Origin of the sequence: Pseudomonas sp. QE6 (genome assembly GCF_041379005.1) — a bacterium.
Lineage (GTDB): Bacteria > Pseudomonadota > Gammaproteobacteria > Pseudomonadales > Pseudomonadaceae > Pseudomonas.
On sequence record NZ_CP166873.1, the window covers coordinates 3,105,099 to 3,121,511 of the forward strand.

At 65.8% G+C, this 16,413-nt stretch carries 15 protein-coding genes; 6 read left to right on the forward strand and 9 right to left on the reverse strand.

Annotation, left to right across the window (positions count from 1 at the left end; all coding sequences use genetic code 11):
- Positions 1–477 (reverse strand): ferredoxin-type protein NapF, encoded by a 477-nt coding sequence (gene napF, locus ACAW63_RS14420; RefSeq protein ID WP_371226235.1) that lies wholly within the window; start codon positions 475–477, stop codon positions 1–3.
- 10 nt (positions 478–487) lie between these two features.
- Positions 488–655 carry a periplasmic nitrate reductase, NapE protein gene (gene napE / locus ACAW63_RS14425; protein ID WP_371226237.1) on the reverse strand — a complete coding sequence of 56 codons (168 nt, stop codon included), beginning with the start codon at positions 653–655 and terminating at the stop codon, positions 488–490.
- Between the two features lie 202 nt (positions 656–857).
- On the opposite strand from napE, the gene ACAW63_RS14430 reads away from it, so the two are divergent.
- The 3 genes from ACAW63_RS14430 to ACAW63_RS14440 are packed head-to-tail and all read left to right on the forward strand — an operon-like array spanning position 858 to position 3,542.
- Entirely contained in the window at positions 858–1,469 is a 612-nt protein-coding gene (locus tag ACAW63_RS14430) for a hypothetical protein (RefSeq protein WP_371226239.1), read from the forward strand.
- A gap of 55 nt (positions 1,470–1,524) precedes the next feature.
- Positions 1,525–2,202 carry a response regulator gene (locus ACAW63_RS14435; protein WP_275607865.1) on the forward strand — a complete coding sequence of 226 codons (678 nt, stop codon included), beginning with the start codon at positions 1,525–1,527 and terminating at the stop codon, positions 2,200–2,202.
- On the forward strand, positions 2,199–3,542 hold the full coding sequence (locus ACAW63_RS14440) for an ATP-binding protein (protein ID WP_371226241.1): 1,344 nt from the start codon (positions 2,199–2,201) through the stop codon (positions 3,540–3,542). Before ACAW63_RS14435 ends, ACAW63_RS14440 begins: the two co-directional genes overlap by 4 nt.
- A 109-nt stretch (positions 3,543–3,651) precedes the next feature.
- Here ACAW63_RS14440 and ACAW63_RS14445 read toward each other — a convergent pair whose 3' ends face one another.
- Positions 3,652–4,653, reverse strand: coding sequence for an AraC family transcriptional regulator (locus ACAW63_RS14445; RefSeq protein ID WP_371226243.1), 1,002 nt, complete (start codon positions 4,651–4,653; stop codon positions 3,652–3,654).
- A 370-nt stretch (positions 4,654–5,023) separates the two neighbouring features.
- Between ACAW63_RS14445 and ACAW63_RS14450 the strand changes: the two genes are divergently transcribed.
- Positions 5,024–6,325: a dicarboxylate/amino acid:cation symporter gene (locus ACAW63_RS14450; RefSeq protein ID WP_371226245.1), complete on the forward strand. Its 1,302-nt coding sequence runs from the start codon at positions 5,024–5,026 to the stop codon at positions 6,323–6,325.
- A 660-nt stretch (positions 6,326–6,985) separates the two neighbouring features.
- Here ACAW63_RS14450 and ACAW63_RS14455 read toward each other — a convergent pair.
- The 3 genes from ACAW63_RS14455 to ACAW63_RS14465 all read right to left on the reverse strand — a co-directional run bounded on the left by ACAW63_RS14455 (position 6,986) and on the right by ACAW63_RS14465 (position 10,045).
- On the reverse strand, positions 6,986–8,377 hold the full coding sequence (locus tag ACAW63_RS14455) for an adenylate/guanylate cyclase domain-containing protein (RefSeq protein WP_371226247.1): 1,392 nt from the start codon (positions 8,375–8,377) through the stop codon (positions 6,986–6,988).
- A gap of 141 nt (positions 8,378–8,518) precedes the next feature.
- Positions 8,519–9,103, reverse strand: a complete 585-nt coding sequence (locus ACAW63_RS14460; protein WP_371226249.1) for an HD domain-containing protein — start codon at positions 9,101–9,103, stop codon at positions 8,519–8,521.
- 138 nt (positions 9,104–9,241) lie between these two features.
- A complete protein-coding gene (locus tag ACAW63_RS14465) occupies positions 9,242–10,045 on the reverse strand; it encodes a LuxR C-terminal-related transcriptional regulator (protein WP_371226251.1) in 804 nt (267 codons plus the stop codon).
- A gap of 197 nt (positions 10,046–10,242) precedes the next feature.
- Between ACAW63_RS14465 and ACAW63_RS14470 the strand changes: the two genes are divergently transcribed.
- A complete protein-coding gene (locus ACAW63_RS14470) occupies positions 10,243–11,607 on the forward strand; it encodes an APC family permease (protein ID WP_371226253.1) in 1,365 nt (454 codons plus the stop codon).
- A 15-nt stretch (positions 11,608–11,622) separates the two neighbouring features.
- Positions 11,623–12,720 carry a P1 family peptidase gene (locus ACAW63_RS14475; protein WP_371226255.1) on the forward strand — a complete coding sequence of 366 codons (1,098 nt, stop codon included), beginning with the start codon at positions 11,623–11,625 and terminating at the stop codon, positions 12,718–12,720.
- A gap of 193 nt (positions 12,721–12,913) precedes the next feature.
- Here the strand turns inward: ACAW63_RS14475 and ACAW63_RS14480 are convergent, their stop codons facing one another.
- The 3 genes from ACAW63_RS14480 to dapF form a co-directional block, all read right to left on the reverse strand.
- Positions 12,914–13,912, reverse strand: a complete 999-nt coding sequence (locus ACAW63_RS14480; protein ID WP_371226257.1) for a sulfate ABC transporter substrate-binding protein — start codon at positions 13,910–13,912, stop codon at positions 12,914–12,916.
- Positions 13,913–14,113: 201 nt separating this feature from the next.
- Entirely contained in the window at positions 14,114–15,361 is a 1,248-nt protein-coding gene (sstT, locus tag ACAW63_RS14485; protein ID WP_371226259.1) for a serine/threonine transporter SstT, read from the reverse strand.
- Between the two features lie 205 nt (positions 15,362–15,566).
- Positions 15,567–16,403 (reverse strand): diaminopimelate epimerase, encoded by an 837-nt coding sequence (gene dapF, locus ACAW63_RS14490; protein ID WP_343577881.1) that lies wholly within the window; start codon positions 16,401–16,403, stop codon positions 15,567–15,569.
- Between the last annotated feature and the right edge of the window lie 10 nt (positions 16,404–16,413).

Consider the following 16,413-nt stretch of genomic DNA (forward strand, 5'->3'; position numbering starts at 1 on the left):
TCAGGCATGTAGGGCCTCAGGGTTCAGGTGAATGGCGTTGCCGGGGCAGGGCGCGAGACAGGCGCCGCAGCCGGTGCAGAGTTCGGTGTCGAGGGTGGGCAGTGCCGGGCCGCCCAGCTGTGGGCGGAAGCGGATGGCGCGCGGTTCGCAGGCATCGTCGCAACTGCGGCAATGGATGCCGGCCCGGGCCAGGCAGTGCTCGTCGATCCGCGCGCGCCAGGGCAGGGCTTCGCGGCCCAGGTCGAATACCGGGGCTTCGCAGGCGCGCGCGCAGTCGCCGCACAGGCTGCAGCCGGCGTGGCTGAAATCCAGCTGCGGATAGCCGCCGTCGCCCACGCGCAGCACCTGCTCCGGGCAGGCGTCGATGCAGGCGTTGCAGCGGGTGCAGCCTTCGAGGAAATCGCTGGCGGTCCATGGCGGGCGACGAACTTCGGACGCACCGCCCAGGCGTCGCAGCAGGGCGCGGCGGGCGAGCACGACGGCGTTCCTAGGACGGTGGGCCGGGCGGCCCCGCCACCAGTTGGAACATCCACACGATGAAGCCGTAGCCACCGACGATGGCCACCGACAGCAAAGGGAACAGGCAGATCACGAGGAACAGGAACAGCCGGGTTTCCTTGCCTTTCTCCGCATCGGCGCCGGTCTTTTCGGTCATGGGGGTCAGCCTCCCGCCAACAATTGGGAATCAGACTAGACCCTGCTTTGTGTGTGGGCAAAGTCGCATAGGCGCTGTTCTTTTTTCCTACAGCGCTTTTTCGTTCAGCCCTGGTTCAGCAGGCGGACAGGTTGCGTTCAGTGGTCCGCCCTTAACCTGCTCCCCGTCAACTAACTACTGAAGTCCTGACGGGAGAATCCCCATGAAAGCCATGAAGACAATCGCCCTCGCCACCGCAATTCTCGGTGCCAGCGTCGCCGCTACCGCGGCCAGTGCAGCCGACACCTTCGTCGGCATGACCTGGGGGGAAACCAGCAACAACATCCAGAAATCCGATGCGCTGAACCGCAACCTCGGCAATCCGAAGTTCGACAGCGTGATCAATAACAGCGGCACCTGGGGCGTGCGCGCCGGCCAGCAGATGGAGCAGGGGCGCTACTACATCACCTATGAAAACGTGTCCGACACCGACAATGGCCTGAAGCTGCGCCAGCAGAACCTGCTCGGCAGCTACGACGCCTTCCTGCCGATCAATGACAGCGGCACCAAGCTGTTCGGCGGCGGCACCCTCGGCCTGGTCAAGCTGGAGCAGGACTCCAAGGGCTACAGCCGCGACAGCGACGTCGGTTACGCCGTCGGCGCCCAGGCCGGTATCCTCCAGGAAATCGGCAGGAACGCCTCCGTCGAAGGTGGCTATCGTTACCTGCGTACCAACGCCAGTACCGAGATGAGTCCGCATGGTGGCGGCAAGGTCGGATCGCTGGACCTGCACAGCAGCTCGCAGGTTTACCTGGGGGCCAACTACAAGTTCTGACCGATACTGCAACCGGGCCCTGCTGGCCCGGTTGCCTGATTCAGGGAGCACGTGCATGAAACTGCTGGTGGTGGAAGACGAGGCGCTGCTGCGCCATCACCTGTATACCCGGCTCGGCGAACAGGGCCATGTGGTCGATGCCGTCGCCGATGCCGAGGAGGCGCTGTACCGCGCCAACGAATACCACCATGACCTGGCGATGATCGACCTGGGCCTGCCGGGGATGAGCGGCCTGGACCTGATCCGCGAGTTCCGCAGCCAGGGCAAGACCTTCCCGATCCTCATCCTCACCGCGCGCGGCAACTGGCAGGACAAGGTCGAAGGCCTGGCCGCCGGCGCCGACGACTACGTGGTCAAACCCTTCCAGTTCGAGGAGCTGGAGGCGCGCCTGAATGCGCTGCTGCGCCGTTCCAGCGGTTTCTCCCAGTCGACCATCGAGGCCGGCCCGCTGGTGCTCGACACCCATCGCAAGCAGGCGCTGGTGAGTGGCGAATCGCTGCAGCTGACCGCCTTCGAGTACCGCATCCTCGAATACCTCATGCGCCATCACCAGCAGGTGGTGGCCAAGGAGCGGCTGATCGAGCAGCTCTACCCGGATGACGACGAGCGCGATCCGAACGTGATCGAAGTGCTGGTCGGCCGTGTGCGGCGCAAGCTGGAAGCGGCCTCCGGCTTCAAGCCCATCGATACGGTGCGCGGCCAGGGCTACATCTTCAACGAGTTGTGCAAATGATCCGTTCGCTGCGCCTGCGTCTGATGATCGGTGCGGCGACCCTGGCCATCCTGTTCATGGCGGCCCTGTTGCCGGCGTTGCAGCGGGCGTTCAGCATCGCCCTGGAGGATGCCATCCAGCAGCGTCTGGCGGCCGATGTGGCGACGCTGGTGTCGGCTGCGCGCATCGAGGGCGGGCAATTGAGCATGCCGGACCACCTGCCGGTGGAGGACTTCAACCTGCCCGAGTCCAAGCTGCTGGGCTACATCTACGACCAGCGCGGCCAGCTGGTCTGGCGCTCCACCTCGGCGCAGGACGAGAGCATCGACTACTCGCCCAAGTATGACGGTCTGGTCGACGAGTTCACCCGCATCCGCGATCGCGCCGGCCAGGAATTCTTCGTCTACGACGTGGAAATCGACCTGCTCGGCGGCAAGCGGGCGGCCTACAGCATCGTTACCATGCAGCCGGAGAGCGACTTCCGCGAACTGGTGCGGGGCTTTCGCGAGCAGCTCTACGTGTGGCTGGGCGGGGCGCTGCTGGTGCTGCTGGGGATGCTCTGGCTCGGCCTGAGCTGGGGTTTTCGCTCCATGCGCGGGCTGCGCGCCGAGCTCGATCAGATCGAGGCGGGGGAGCGCGAGCGCCTGAGCGACGAGCATCCGGACGAGATGCTGCGCCTGACCGGCTCGCTGAACCGCCTGCTCGACAGCGAACGCGCCCAGCGCGAGCGCTACCGCAATTCCCTGGGGGATCTCGCCCACAGCCTGAAGACGCCGCTGGCGGTGCTGCAGGGCGTCAGCGAGAACCTCGCCGCGCAGCCGCAGAACCGCGAGCAGGTGCAGGTGCTGCAGACCCAGATCGAACGCATGAGCCAGCAGATCGGCTACCAGCTGCAGCGCGCCAGCCTGCGCAAGAGCGGCCTGATCCGCCACCGGGCGGCCCTCGAGCCGTTGCTCGATACGCTCAGCGGCGCGCTGGACAAGGTCTACCGCGACAAACGCGTATTGCTCGAACGCGATATCCCGCCGGGGTTCGCCTTGCCGCTGGAGCGGGGGGCGCTGCTGGAAATGCTCGGCAACCTGCTGGAGAACGCCTACCGCCTGTGCCTGACGAAGGTGAAGGTCAGCGCCAGCAGGCAGGGGCGCTTCGTCGAACTGGTCGTCGAGGACGACGGCCCCGGGGTTCCAGCCAGCCAGCGCGAGCGCATCTTGAAGCGCGGCGAGCGCCTGGACGCCCAGCACCCCGGCCAGGGCATCGGCACGGCGGTGGTGAAGGACATCATCGACAGCTATGACGGTGAGCTGGCGCTGGAGGATTCCGGGCTGGGCGGGGCGTGTTTCAGGATTCGGTTGCCGGGGTAGTGGCGTCGGTCGGTTTGGCGTAGGGCGTACAAGCGTTTGCGGTTGTACGCCGATTCACCTTGCACATTCCCGGCTCCATGGTCTGGCTCGGAACGCACTCTCTCTGGCGTCACTCTCCCCGCTGCGCCCGGTAAGCCCCCGGCGTCAGCCCCGTCCACTTCTTGAACGCCCGGTGGAAGGCCGAGGGCTCGGAGAAACCGAGCTGGTCGGCGATGTCCTGGATCGAGAGCTCGTCGCGCCCCAGGTAGTAGATCGCCAGGTCGCGGCGCAACTGGTCCTTCAACTCCTGGAAATTCGGCCCTTCCTCGCGCAGGTGTCGGCGCAGGGTCTGCGGGCTCATGTGCAGTTGCGCGGCGACCTGTTCCAGGTCCGGCCAGTTGCGGCAGTCGCGGCCGAGCAGGCGGCGGATCTGGCTGGTCAGGCTGTCGCCGCCGTCGGGGCGGGCGAGCAGGTCGGCGGGAGAGTCCTTGAGGAAGTGCTTGAGGGTGCGCTCGTCCTGCAGCAGCGGCATGTCCAGGTAGCGCGCCGGCAGCAGCAGGCTGGTGCTGTCGGCGGCGAAGCGCCGCGGGCAGGGGAACAGCAGGTCGTACTCGGCCTGGTGCTCCGGCGCGGGGTAGCTGAAGGTGGCTTCTTCCAGGCGGATGCGCTGGCCGATCAGCCAGCTGGCCAGGCGATGCCAGATCAGCAGCAGGCTCTCGGCGAGGAAGTGATCGGGGTCGCGCAGGTGGCTTTCGTCCAGGGTCAGGCGCGCCCGGTCGCCCTCGCGCACCAGGCGAATCGCCGGGGCCTCGGGAAACAGGCCATAGAACAGCGAGCCTCGGCTCAGCGCCTTTTCCAGCGTGCGGCAATGGATGATGGCATTGCACATCATGGCGAAGGTGCCGCGTTTGCTGGGGCTGCTGCCAAAGCCCATGTACTCGTCGTCCAGCGCCTCCCACAGGCGCTGCAGCAGCCGTGTGAACTGGTCGGGGTCGACGCGTGCGCGGGGCTCGTCGAGCACCGCCGGGGCGATGCCGGCATCGCGCAGCAGCGCCGCTGTATCCAGCCCCTGGCGCTGTGCGCCTTGCACGGCGGCACGGACGAAATGGCTGGCGATGGTGCGTTCTCGCATGGGAAGTCCTTGTTGTTCCGTCCGGGCGTCATTCGTGCGCGCGGTGTGCCCGGCTGCGTTGGGGCGGCGGGACCGGGGTCTACAATCTACGGTACGAAGGTCCTGGCGGATACCCGCCAGAGGGCGGGAAATCCGCCAGCCAGAAGGCGGGTTTCCGCCATTTCTGGTTGATAATGTGCCTTGCCTTTGCGTGCAAGTTATTGAAATTAAAGGATTAAATTGATTTATAAAGGTCTGGCACAGCACTTGCCATAAGCGTTCAAGGCCTGCCTGTGGGCAAGCCCTGAAAACAAATTCTCCCAATGCAGGGAGATAACGCGTTCGGTCTTGCGTCCCTCTGTGGATGCACGCCCGTGAGGACAAAGCTGCCATGACCAAGCAACCCTTCTACAAGAGCCTGTACGTGCAGGTGCTGATCGCCATCGCCATCGGTATCGCACTGGGTCACTTCTACCCCGACACCGCCAAGTTGATGAAGCCGCTGGGCGATGGCTTCGTCAAGCTGATCAAGATGGCCATCGCGCCGATCATCTTCTGTACCGTGGTCACCGGCATCGCCGGCATGCAGAGCATGAAGGCGGTGGGCAAGACGGGCGGCATGGCGCTGCTGTACTTCGAAATCGTTTCCACCATCGCGCTGCTCATCGGCCTGTTTGTCGTCAACGTCGTGCAGCCGGGGGCCGGCATGCACGCCGACGTCGCCAGCCTCACCGCCGAAATGAGCAAGAACGCCACCCTGACGGCCTACGTGGCGTCCGGCGAGAAGCAGAGCACCATCGAGTTCTTCATGAACGTGATCCCGAACACCGTGGTCGGCGCCTTCGCCAATGGCGACATCCTGCAGGTGCTGTTCTTCTCGGTGCTGTTCGGCTACGCGCTGCACCGCCTGGGCGATTACGGCCAGCCGGTGTTCCAGTTCATCGATCGCATCACCCACGTGATGTTCAACATCATCAACGTGATCATGAAGGTCGCCCCGATCGGGGCCTTCGGCGCCATGGCCTTCACCATCGGCGCCTATGGCCTGGGTTCGCTGGTGCAGCTCGGCCAACTGATGCTGTGCTTCTACATCACCTGCATCCTCTTCGTGCTGATCGTGCTCGGCGGCATTGCCCGCTACCATGGCTTCAGCATCCTGCGCTTCATCTCCTACATCCGTGAGGAGCTGCTGATCGTGCTGGGCACCTCGTCCTCCGAGTCGGCGCTGCCGCGCATGATCGCCAAGATGGAGAAGCTGGGCGCCGACAAGAGCGTCGTCGGCCTGGTGATTCCCACCGGCTACTCGTTCAACCTGGACGGCACCTCGATCTACCTGACCATGGCGGCGGTGTTCATCGCCCAGGCTACCGACACGCCGATGGACATCAGTCACCAGATCACCCTGCTGGTGGTGCTGCTGATCGCCTCCAAGGGCGCCGCCGGCGTCACCGGTTCGGGTTTCATCGTGCTGGCCGCGACCCTGTCCGCCGTGGGCCACCTGCCGGTCGCGGGTCTTGCGCTGATCCTGGGTATCGACCGCTTCATGTCCGAAGCCCGCGCCCTGACCAACCTGGTGGGCAACGGTGTGGCGACTATCGTGGTCGCCAAGTGGTGCAAGCAGCTGGATGAGAAGACCCTGTCCGCAGAACTGGCCGCCGGCCCCGGCAACTCCACGGAGCTGCAGCCTTCCTGATGCGTGTGCCGACGAGCAATTCGGCCCGGTGAACGTGAAGCACCGGAGCCTTTCCAGCCCGCTCTCTTGAGCGGGCTTTTTTATGGGCGGGTGGTTCGGGTGATCGTCGTAGGGGCGAGCTTGCGCGCGAACGGATTTCCCGGTCGCATCGGTGTTGGGCGGTTCGCTACCGGTTCTGGCGTCATGCTGAGGTGTTTTCCGGTGGGGACGTATTACGCCGCGATGGATTTCGCGGACAAGGTCCGCTCCTACGGTGGCAGTTCCAGCTCTTCAGGACTTCCAGAGAAATCTCCGCGCGCACCGGAGCGCCCCTTCAGGAGGCCGAGCGGAATCGTTGTGGAAGGGGTTGAGCGACATGGATGTCGCGAGAGCCGCGATGGGCCAGGGATGGCCCTTCGCGGCGGGCCCCTGGAGCAATGATGCAGGGAGGGAACCCCGGCGAAGCCGGGGCCGGATGCAGGGGCAAGACCTTTGGTTACTTTGCGTCGTTTGGCAAAGTGACTCGCCCGGGAGGGCGAAACAAAAAGTCCCAGCACAAACCGAAGCGGCGCAGAAACACCTAAACCTAGAAACGGCGGATAACGCCTTAGGCGTTATGCGCCCTACGAAAAGAAAGAGCATCGCGGACGGAGTCCGCTCCTACGGGCGCGGGCCTATGGATCAAAGAATGATCTTGTCCTTGAGCTTCTCGGCGGCCTGCTGCAGCGCTTCGATGACCCGCTCCTTGTCGTAGTTCTGCACATTATTGGTGTCCAGATACATGGAGAAGCCCGGCACTTCGTGCTCGATGAAGCTGGGGTTGGAGCCCAGGTCGCGGCGGAAGTCGACCACCTGGTAGATCTGCACCGGCTTGCTGAAACCCTTCACCGTGATCTGGCCCTTGTCGCGGCACATCAGGATGTCCTTCACCAGCGAGTAGGTCTCGTGGCTGATGAGGATTTCGCCCGCTTCGGCGGCGTTTTCCAGGCGGCTGGCGAGGTTCACTTCGCGGCCGATGATGGTGTAGTCCATGCGCGTATCGGCACCGAAGTTGCCCACGGTGCAGTAGCCGGTATTCAGGCCCATGCGCACTTCCAGCGGCTTGGTGATGCCCTGGGCGCGCCACTGCTGGCGCATGACCTTCATGTGCTTGCGCATGGCGACCGCCATGGACACCGCTGCCGCGGCGTCCTTGCGCGCGCCCTGGGTGGACGGGTCGCCGAAGAACACCATCACGCAGTCGCCGACGAACTTGTCGATGGTGCCGCCGTACTTGAGGGCGATCTTCGACATTTCGTTGAGGTAGTTGTTGAGCATGTCGGTGAGGGCTTCGGCTTCCAGCTCCTCGGACAGCTCGGTGAAGCCCTTGATGTCGGAGAAGAACACGGTGAGCTTCTTGCGCTGGGTTTCCAGGCGCACGCTCTTCTTGCCGCTGAAGATCGATTCCCACACCTGTGGCGACAGGTACTTGGCCAGGTTGCTGGCCAGCCGCGCGGCTTTCTCCTGTTCCCGGGTGATTTCCGCGCGGGCCACGGCCAGGCGCAGGCCCTGCTGGTGAACGAAGAAGGCGGTGATGCAGATGTACAGCGTGGAGAACAGCACGCTGACCAGTGCCACGAGGGTCGGGGTGGCGCCCTTGTAGGCCGGAGTGAGCAGCGCCGCGGTGAAGACCGAGGCGCTGAGCATGACCAGCAGGCCGAGGCCCAGGGAGCGCAGGCCGCCGATGATCAGCGAGGAGAAGGCCAGCACCAGCACCAGCATCAGGCTCGGCACTTCCGAGAAGCCCATCAGCGCCGTGGCGGCGCCGGCGTGTAGGGCGTCGACGAACATCAGCACCAGGCGCGTGCGCTGCGGGTGGTCGTGCTTGAAGCGCCGGCTCAGCTGCTGGGCGAGATGCGGGTAGAGCAGGGCGTAGGGGACCATCCAGAGGATGTCGTAGCCGAAGTACTGGCTGAAGGTGCCGGCGGTGATGGTCGCCGCCGTCGCGACATAGGCCAGCACGCGGGAGTGGTATTCGCGCAGGGGGGCGGAGGAGAGCGGACCGGCAGGGCGCTCGGTGACGATAGGCTTCATGCGCAGGAAAAGTCCCTGGTTAGTGTCGGCGCAATCCACATTGGCGCCTCCCGCGCGATTGCGGGTGTAGGAATCTTATTCCATGCGCAGCCCGCTGGGCCAGCGGCGGCACGCGACGGCTCGTCGCGCGCCGCTGCCGTATCAGACCATGCTGCCGTCGGGTTTCTGGTAGATCGAGCGGCGTGGCTGGGCGAAAACCCGGCGCAGCATGGGTTCGAAGAACTCCAGCGGCAGCACTTCGCCATCCGGATCGAAGGCGGCGGCGTCGTAGCGGGCGCAGAACTCGATGGTCCGGGCGTACTGCGGGTGGTCCTTGAACTGCTCGCGCAGGTGCCGGTCCAGGCCCAGGTGATGGAAGAAGTAGTAGCCTTGGAAGATCGCGTGCTTCTCGATCATCCACAGGTTCTCCTCGCTGACGAAGGGCTTGAGGATGGCCGCGGCGATGTCGGCGTGGTTGAACGAGCCCAGGGTGTCGCCGATGTCGTGAAGCAGGGCGCAGACCACGTACTCCTCGTCGCGGCCGTCGCGGTGGGCCAGGGTGGCGGTCTGCAGCGAGTGGGTCAGGCGGTCCACCGGGAAGCCTCCGAAGTCGCCGTCGAGCAGGCGCAGGTGGGTGAGGATGCGGTCGGGCAGCAGGGCGGCGTACTGGGCGAAGTCCTTGGCGATGATCGCCCAGTCCTCGGCGCTGCCGTCTTCCATGTGGGTGAAGCGGGCGCGTGCGTTCATCGGGCTGTGCTCTTGTGATTGTTGGAGGGGGACGGCTCCAGTCTAGAAGCGCAAGACGTTGGCGGTAGTGTCCGTGCAGCGCCAGCGTGGTGTCCCGCCGGGCGCGAATGGCGCGGCATCAGCCGCGCCGATGGAGCCTCAGGGATTCTCCGGGTCATGCCCCAGCGACTGCAGGAACAGCGAGAACAGCTCCGGCTGGGAGGAGATGTCGAGCTTGTTGTACAGGTGGCGGCGGTGAACCTTGACGGTCTCCGGGGAGATCGCCAGGCGCTCGGCCATCGCCTTGGAGGAGTAACCCCGCAGGATCAGCCGGGCGATCTCCAGCTCGCGTTCGGAGAGCACGCCGGCGCCGAAGTGGCTCAGCGCGTCGCGCACCTGGGTCGCCACGCCGTCGCTGGTCGCCGGCAGCAGGCGCTGGCTGCGCTGTTGCCAGTGCTGCTGCATCAGCGCCAGTACCCAGGGGCAGAGCATCGCCAGCAGGCCGGTCTGTTCGGCGTCGTACAGCCGGCGCATGCCCAGTGACAGCGACAGCGCGCCCTGGCCGGGCAGTTGCAGGATGAACTGCACCTCATCCTCCAGCACGTTGTCGTGGAAGTAGCTGAGGAAGTATTCGCTCTGACGGAACTGGTCCGGGGAGATTTCCTCCAGTCGATAAAGCCCGCTGGGTACGCCCTCGCGGCAGGCCTGATAGAAGGGGTCGAGCTGGTACAGGCCGTCGAGGTAGATGGCCATCGCCGCGGGCCCGGCCGTGGGCTCGGCGTCGTACTCCTCCAGCGCCACCGGCGTGCCGTTGACGGGGTAGAACATCGCCAGGGCGTTATCGAACGGCAGCCATTGGTGCAGCAGCAGGACCAGTTGCTTCCAGAAGCGCGGCTGGCCGATCTGCTCGACGGTGCGGCCGAGGTTGGCGTGCATGCCGACCTCGCGGAACAGGCTGTGCATGCGTTGGCTCCCCGTGGATTCGGCCCACGGTTTCCTCCTTTTACCTGCCCGCCGTCAAGGGGGCGTAACCCCAAATGGTGATTGGCCGCCACTGCCGCCGTGCCCAGACTGCACCCCACGCAGCGCCCCGGAGAGAGGGCGCGACAAGGTCTTCGTTCCTGCCTCAACCACCAATAACAACACGAGGAAACAACGATATGAGCGCTTCCCCTGCGCCACAGAGCGCGCTCAAGCCCAGCCTGGGCGTGCTCGATGTAGTCGCCATCACCGTCTCGGCGGTCACCCCCGCCAGCTCCGTGTTCGTCATCGCGCCCTTCGCCATCCAGCAGGCCGGCAGCGGTGCCTTCCTGGCCTTCGTCATCGCCGGATTCCTGGCCCTGATGTTCGCCTGGTGCTATGCCGAACTGGGCCGCGCCCACAGTTCCGCCGGCGGCGAGTACGTCTACGCCAAGCGCGTGTTCGGCGGCCTTGCCGGCTACGCCACCTTCCTCACCGTGCTGGTCTCGCTGCTGTTCATTCCGCCGGTGCTGGCCACCGGCGCCGCGACCTACCTCAACAGCGCGCTGGGCACGAACTTCGACACCCAGACCGTCGCCCTGGCGATAGTCGCCGCCAGCTATGTGCTGGGCATCCTCAATATCCGTGTCAACGCCTGGATCACCGGTGTCTTCCTGCTCTGCGAAGTGGCTGCGTTGCTGGTGATCGTGGTGCTCGGCTTCGGCCACGTCAGCCAGCCGGTCAGCGTGCTGCTGCAGCCGCAGCACATCGACGGCGGGATACTGGCCGCCGCGCCCTGGGCGCTGGTGATCGGCGCCGTGGGTACCGCGCTGTTCTCCTACAACGGCTTTGGCGGCGCGGTGCTGCTGGCCGAGGACATGAAGTGCGGCGGGCGCAACGTGCACCGCGCGGTGATCTGGTCGCTGGCGCTGGTGGTGGGCATCGAGATCGTGCCGCTGATCGCCCTGCTGCTGGGCGCACCTTCGCTGCAGGAGATGATCGCCAGCCCCGACCCGGTCGGTTACCTGCTCACCGCCCACGGCAACGAAACGCTGTCGCGGCTGGTCAGCGCCGGCATCTTCCTCTCGGTATTCAACGCCATCGTCGCCATCGTGATCCAGGTCGGCCGGGTGATCTTCAGCAGCGGTCGCGACGAGCTGTGGACGCCGCTGATGAACCGCGCCTTCACCCGCATCCATCCACGCTGGGAATCGCCCTGGCTGGCCACGCTGTTCCTCGGCATCCCGTCGGCGGCCCTGAGCTTCAGTTCGAACCTGGAGGAGCTGACCTCCTTCACCGTGCTGCTGCTGGTCATGGTCTACCTGGTGGTGGCGCTCTGCGCGCTGTTCAGCCGCGTGCTGCGCCGCGACCGCGAGCACCCCTACCGCATGCCGCTGTGGCCGCTGCCGGCGATGCTGGCGGTGATCGGCTCCGGCTACCTGTTGCTCAACCTGCTACTGGACGCTTCCTCGCGGGACGTCATGATCATTGTCGGGATACTGGCCGTGTCGGTGATTCTCTACGGCACCTACGGCAAGCTCAGCCCGGCCTTCCAGAAGCTCTGAATCGAAGGAGACAGCATGCGCGCTCGTCAACTCGGCATCACCCTGGGCCTGGGCACCCCCGGCCCGTTCAATGCCATCACCGACGTCCCCGGCATCCGGGTCGGCCACAGCACCCTGATCGGCGAGCGTGACGGCCGCGCCGTGCGCACCGGGGTCACGGTGGTCCAGCCGCGCGACGGCGCGGCACGGCGGCAACCCTGCTTCGCCGGCTGCCATGTGCTCAACGGCAACGGCGACGCCACCGGCCTGGAATGGATTCGCGAGGCGGGGCTGCTGACTACGCCGATCGCCATCACCAACACCCACAGCGTGGGCGCGGTGCGCGACGCGCTGATCGCCGCCGAGCATGCCGAACTGGCGGACCCGTCCATCTACTGGTGCATGCCGGTGGTGATGGAGACCTTCGACGGCCTGCTGAACGACATCTGGGGGCAGCATGTCGGTCCGGACCAGGTGCGTGAGGCCCTGGCCGCCGCCGAGTCCGGCCCGGTACGGGAAGGCCCGGTGGGCGGTGGTACGGGGATGATCTGCCATGAGTTCAAGGGCGGCATCGGCACGGCCTCGCGTCGGCTGCCGGCGGAGCAGGGCGGCTGGACCGTCGGCGCGCTGGTGCAGGCCAACCACGGCCAGCGTCGCGAGCTGCGGGTGGATGGCTACCCGGTCGGCCGCCACTTGGCTGACCTGCCTTCGCCCTTCGCCGAACAGGGCACGCCGGGGATGGGCTCCATCGTGGTGATCCTTGCCACCGATGCGCCGCTGCTGCCGCACCAGTGCCAGCGCCTGGCCCAGCGCGCCTCGCTGGGCATCGCCCGCACGGGTGGCGGTACGGATGATTCCAGTGGCGATATCTTCCTCGCCTTCGCCACCGGCAACCGCGACCTGCCGCCGGCGGATTACGGGCGCAAGGAGCTGCCCTTCGCTACGGCGCTGGAGATGGTCAACAACGACCATATCTCGCCGTTGTTCGCCGCCGCCGCCGAAGCGGTGGAGGAGGCCATCGTCAATGCGCTGCTGGCCGGGTGCGACATGCGTACCGACGACGGGGTGCTGGTGCCGGGGTTGAGCGGCGAGCGGTTGCTGGCGGCCTTGCGCGAAGCCGGCTGGCGCGGCTGAGGCCCTGTCGAGCGCTCGGTGGGCTGACAAAACCTGTAGGAGCGAGCTTGCTCGCGAACGAATTTCCCGGTGGCAGCGGAGTTGGGTGGGTTCGCGAGCAAGCTCGCTCCTACGAAAAGCACTTTCGTGCCATGAAAAAAAGCCGGAGCTGCTGGGCAGCTCCGGCTTCGTTGTTGGCAGCAGATATCCCCAATCAGTTCGGGGTGTAGATCTGGTCGAACACGCCACCGTCGACGAAGTGGGTCTTCTGCACGGTGCGCCAGTCGCCGAAGGTCTTCTCCACGGAGAAGAAGTCCACTTTCGGGAAGCGGTCGGAGAACTTGGCGAGGATTTCCGGGTTGCGCGGGCGCAGGTAGTTGTTCGCGGCGATGGTCTGGCCTTCGTCGGACCACAGGTACTTCAGGTAGGCCTCGGCCTCGGCGCGGGTACCTTTCTTGTCGACCACCTTGTCGACCACGGCCACCGGCGGCTCGGCTTCGGCGGAGACGCTCGGGTAGACCACTTCGAAGCCGCCACGGCCGAACTCGCGGGCAATCATCTCGGCTTCGTTCTCGAAGGTCACCAGTACGTCGCCGATCTGGTTCTGCATGAAGGTGGTGGTCGCCGCGCGGCCGCCGGTATCCAGCACCGGCACGTGCTTGAACAGCTGGCCGACGAATTCCTTGGCCTTGGCTTCATCGCCACCGTTCTTCAGGGTGTAGCCCCAGGCGGAGAGATAGGTGTAGCGGCCGTTGCCCGAGGTCTTGGGGTTCGGCACCACAACCTGCACGCCATCCTTGAGCAGATCCGGCCAGTCCTTCAGGCCCTTCGGGTTGCCCTTGCGCACGATGAACACGGTGGCGGAGGTGAAGGGCGCGCTGTTGTTGGGCAGGCGCGCGGCCCAGTCCCTGGGCACCAGGCCGCCGTTGTCGGCCAGGGCGTCGATGTCGGTGGCCTGGTTCATGGTGATGACGTCGGCCGGCAGGCCGTCGATCACGGCGCGGGCCTGCTTGCTGGAGCCGCCGTGGGACATCTGGATGACGATGTTCTGGCCTTTCTCGGCCTGCCAGTGCTTCTGGAAGGCGGCGTTGTAGTCCTTGTAGAAGTCGCGCATCACGTCGTACGAGACGTTGAGCAGGGGCTGGGCAGCCTGGGCGGCGGTGGCCAGGGCGAGGCCCGCGGCCAGCAGCGAGGCGCTGAACAGTCGTTTCACGATCCGATCCTTTTGGCAGTGTTGTTGGGGGGATTATGCCGTCGGGTTATATGCCCTTTAAATACTTAAAGGCTATTTGCTTATTCACCGCGTGCCCGCGGGCAGCCGGAAAGCGCAGCGTGACCAGCCGCTGAGGGGGTATGAAGAAAGACGGGGCGGGAAGAGGTCGCGGGACGGCGGGGAGCGCCGTCCCGGCCGGGGTCAGGCGCGTTCGCCGGCCTCGGCGCTGTCGACATCGCCCTCGGCCAGGCAGGCCGCGGCGGTGAACAGCACGTCGGTGGAGGAGTTCAGCGCGGTTTCCGCCGAATCCTGGAGGATGCTGATGACGAAGCCGACGGCCACCACTTGCATGGCGACTTCGCTGGAGATGCCGAACAGGCCGCAGGCCAGCGGGATCAGCAGCAGCGAGCCGCCGGCCACGCCGGAAGCGCCACAGGCGCAGAGCGAGGCCACCACGCAGAGCAGCAGGGCGCTGGGCAGGTCGACGACGATGCCCAGGGTATTGGCCGCCGCCAGGCTGAGCACGCTGATGGTAATGGCGGCACCGGCCATGTTGATGGTGGCGCCCAGCGGAATGGAGACCGAGTAGGTGTCCTCATGCAGGCCCAGGCGCTCGCAGAGCTGCAGATTGACCGGGATGTTGGCCGCCGAGCTGCGGGTAAAGAAAGCGGTAACGCCGCTTTCGCGCAGGCAGGTGAATACCAGGGGGTAAGGATTGCGGCGCAACTTGAGGAAGACGATCAGTGGGTTGACCACCAGCGCGACGAACAGCATGCAACCCAGCAGCACCGTCAGCAGGCGCAGGTAGCCCAGCAGCGCGTCGAAGCCGGATTCGGCGAGGGTACTGGCGACCAGGCCGAAGATGCCCAGCGGGGCGAAGGCGATGACGACGCGCACGATCAGCGTTACGCCGTTGGCCAGGTCATCCACCAGGTCGCGGGTGGTCTGGCGCGCATAGCGCAGGGCGATGCCCAGGCCGACTGCCCAGCCGAGGATGCCGATGAAGTTGGCTTCCAGCAGGGCTTTCACCGGGTTGGTGGCGATGCTGAACAGCAGGGTGTTGAGCACCTCGCCAATGCCGCCGGGCGGTGTGGAGTCCGCTGCTGCCGCAGCCTTGAGAACCAGGGTGGAGGGGAAGGCGAAGCTGGCGGCCACCGCCACCAGGGCGGCGGCGAAGGTCCCCAGGAGGTACAGCAGCAGGATCGGCCGGATATGGGTGCGCTGGCCCTGCTTGTGGTTGGCGATGGAGGACATCACCAATACCAGGACGAGTACCGGCGCGACGGCCTTCAGGGCGGAAATGAACAGGTTGCCGAGCAGGCTGACCGCGCGTGCCGCATCGGGCCAGACCAGGGCCAGGGCGATGCCCAGGAGCATGCCGATGAAAATCCGCATGACCAGGCTGGTGCGCTTGAGTCGCTGCAGGAAGGTGGGGGCTGGAAGAGTCATGACATCTTTCGCTGCGTTGGAATGGGAACGCACCCGGTGCCGGGCGCGGAAGGGGGCGGATTATGCCGTCTGCGTCGGGGAATTGCGCGGTTACCCGTCGATTGAGCGCCAGGTTCCGCTCTGCTACATGCCGGATGGCAGTCTGAATGAGGGGGCGCTGACCGGCATTGATCCACGACGGTTACAACGGGATTAGCGGCAGTGGTCAGCTGAGGTCGCTGAACGATTCCGGGTCGAGGTCGATACTTGCGACCCGTTGCACCGCGCCACGCATGGTCACCCGGAAGTCGTCCGCGACACGGATATTCAGCAGTCCGCCGGCCAGGTGCAGGTCGATGTGCTCCTCGCACAGGCCCAGGCGCCGTGCCACGGCGGCGGCCGCGCAGCTGCTGGTGCCGGAGGACAGGGTGTAGCCGGCGCCGCGCTCCCAGATTTCCACGCGCAGGGCGTTGCAGCCCAGCCACTCGACGAACTGCACGTTGGTGCGTCGCGGGAACAGCGGATGACGTTCCAGCAGCGGGCCGAGGCGGCAGGCCAGTTCGCGGCTGGTCCGCTCGACGAACACCACGCAATGCGGGTTGCCCATGGACACCGCATTGATCTTCAGCGCTTCGCCATCGATTTCCAGCGGGTAGCCCAGGGCCTCCGGCGCATCGATCAGCACCGGTATGGCCGCGCTGGCGAACTCGGCGCGGCCCATGGAAACCTCTACGGTGCGCCCTTCGTCGAACACCTGGCTGGTGACGGTGCCGCCGGCGGTGACGATGTCGAACGGCTGGTCGGCGACCAACCCGCAGTCCCACAGGTAGCGGGAGAAGATGCGCAGACCGTTGCCGCTCTTCTCCGCCTCGGAGCCGTCCGGGTTGAGAATGCGCAGGCCGAAGGCGCTGTCGGTGTGCTGCGCCAGCAGGATGCCGTCGGAGCCTATGCCGAAGTGGCGGTCACAGACGCGGCCGATCTGCGCCGCCGTCAGGGCGAACGGCGCGTCGCCCGCATGGACCAGGTAGTCGTTGCCCAGAGCCTGGTATTTCACGAAGTGCATGGCCGCGATC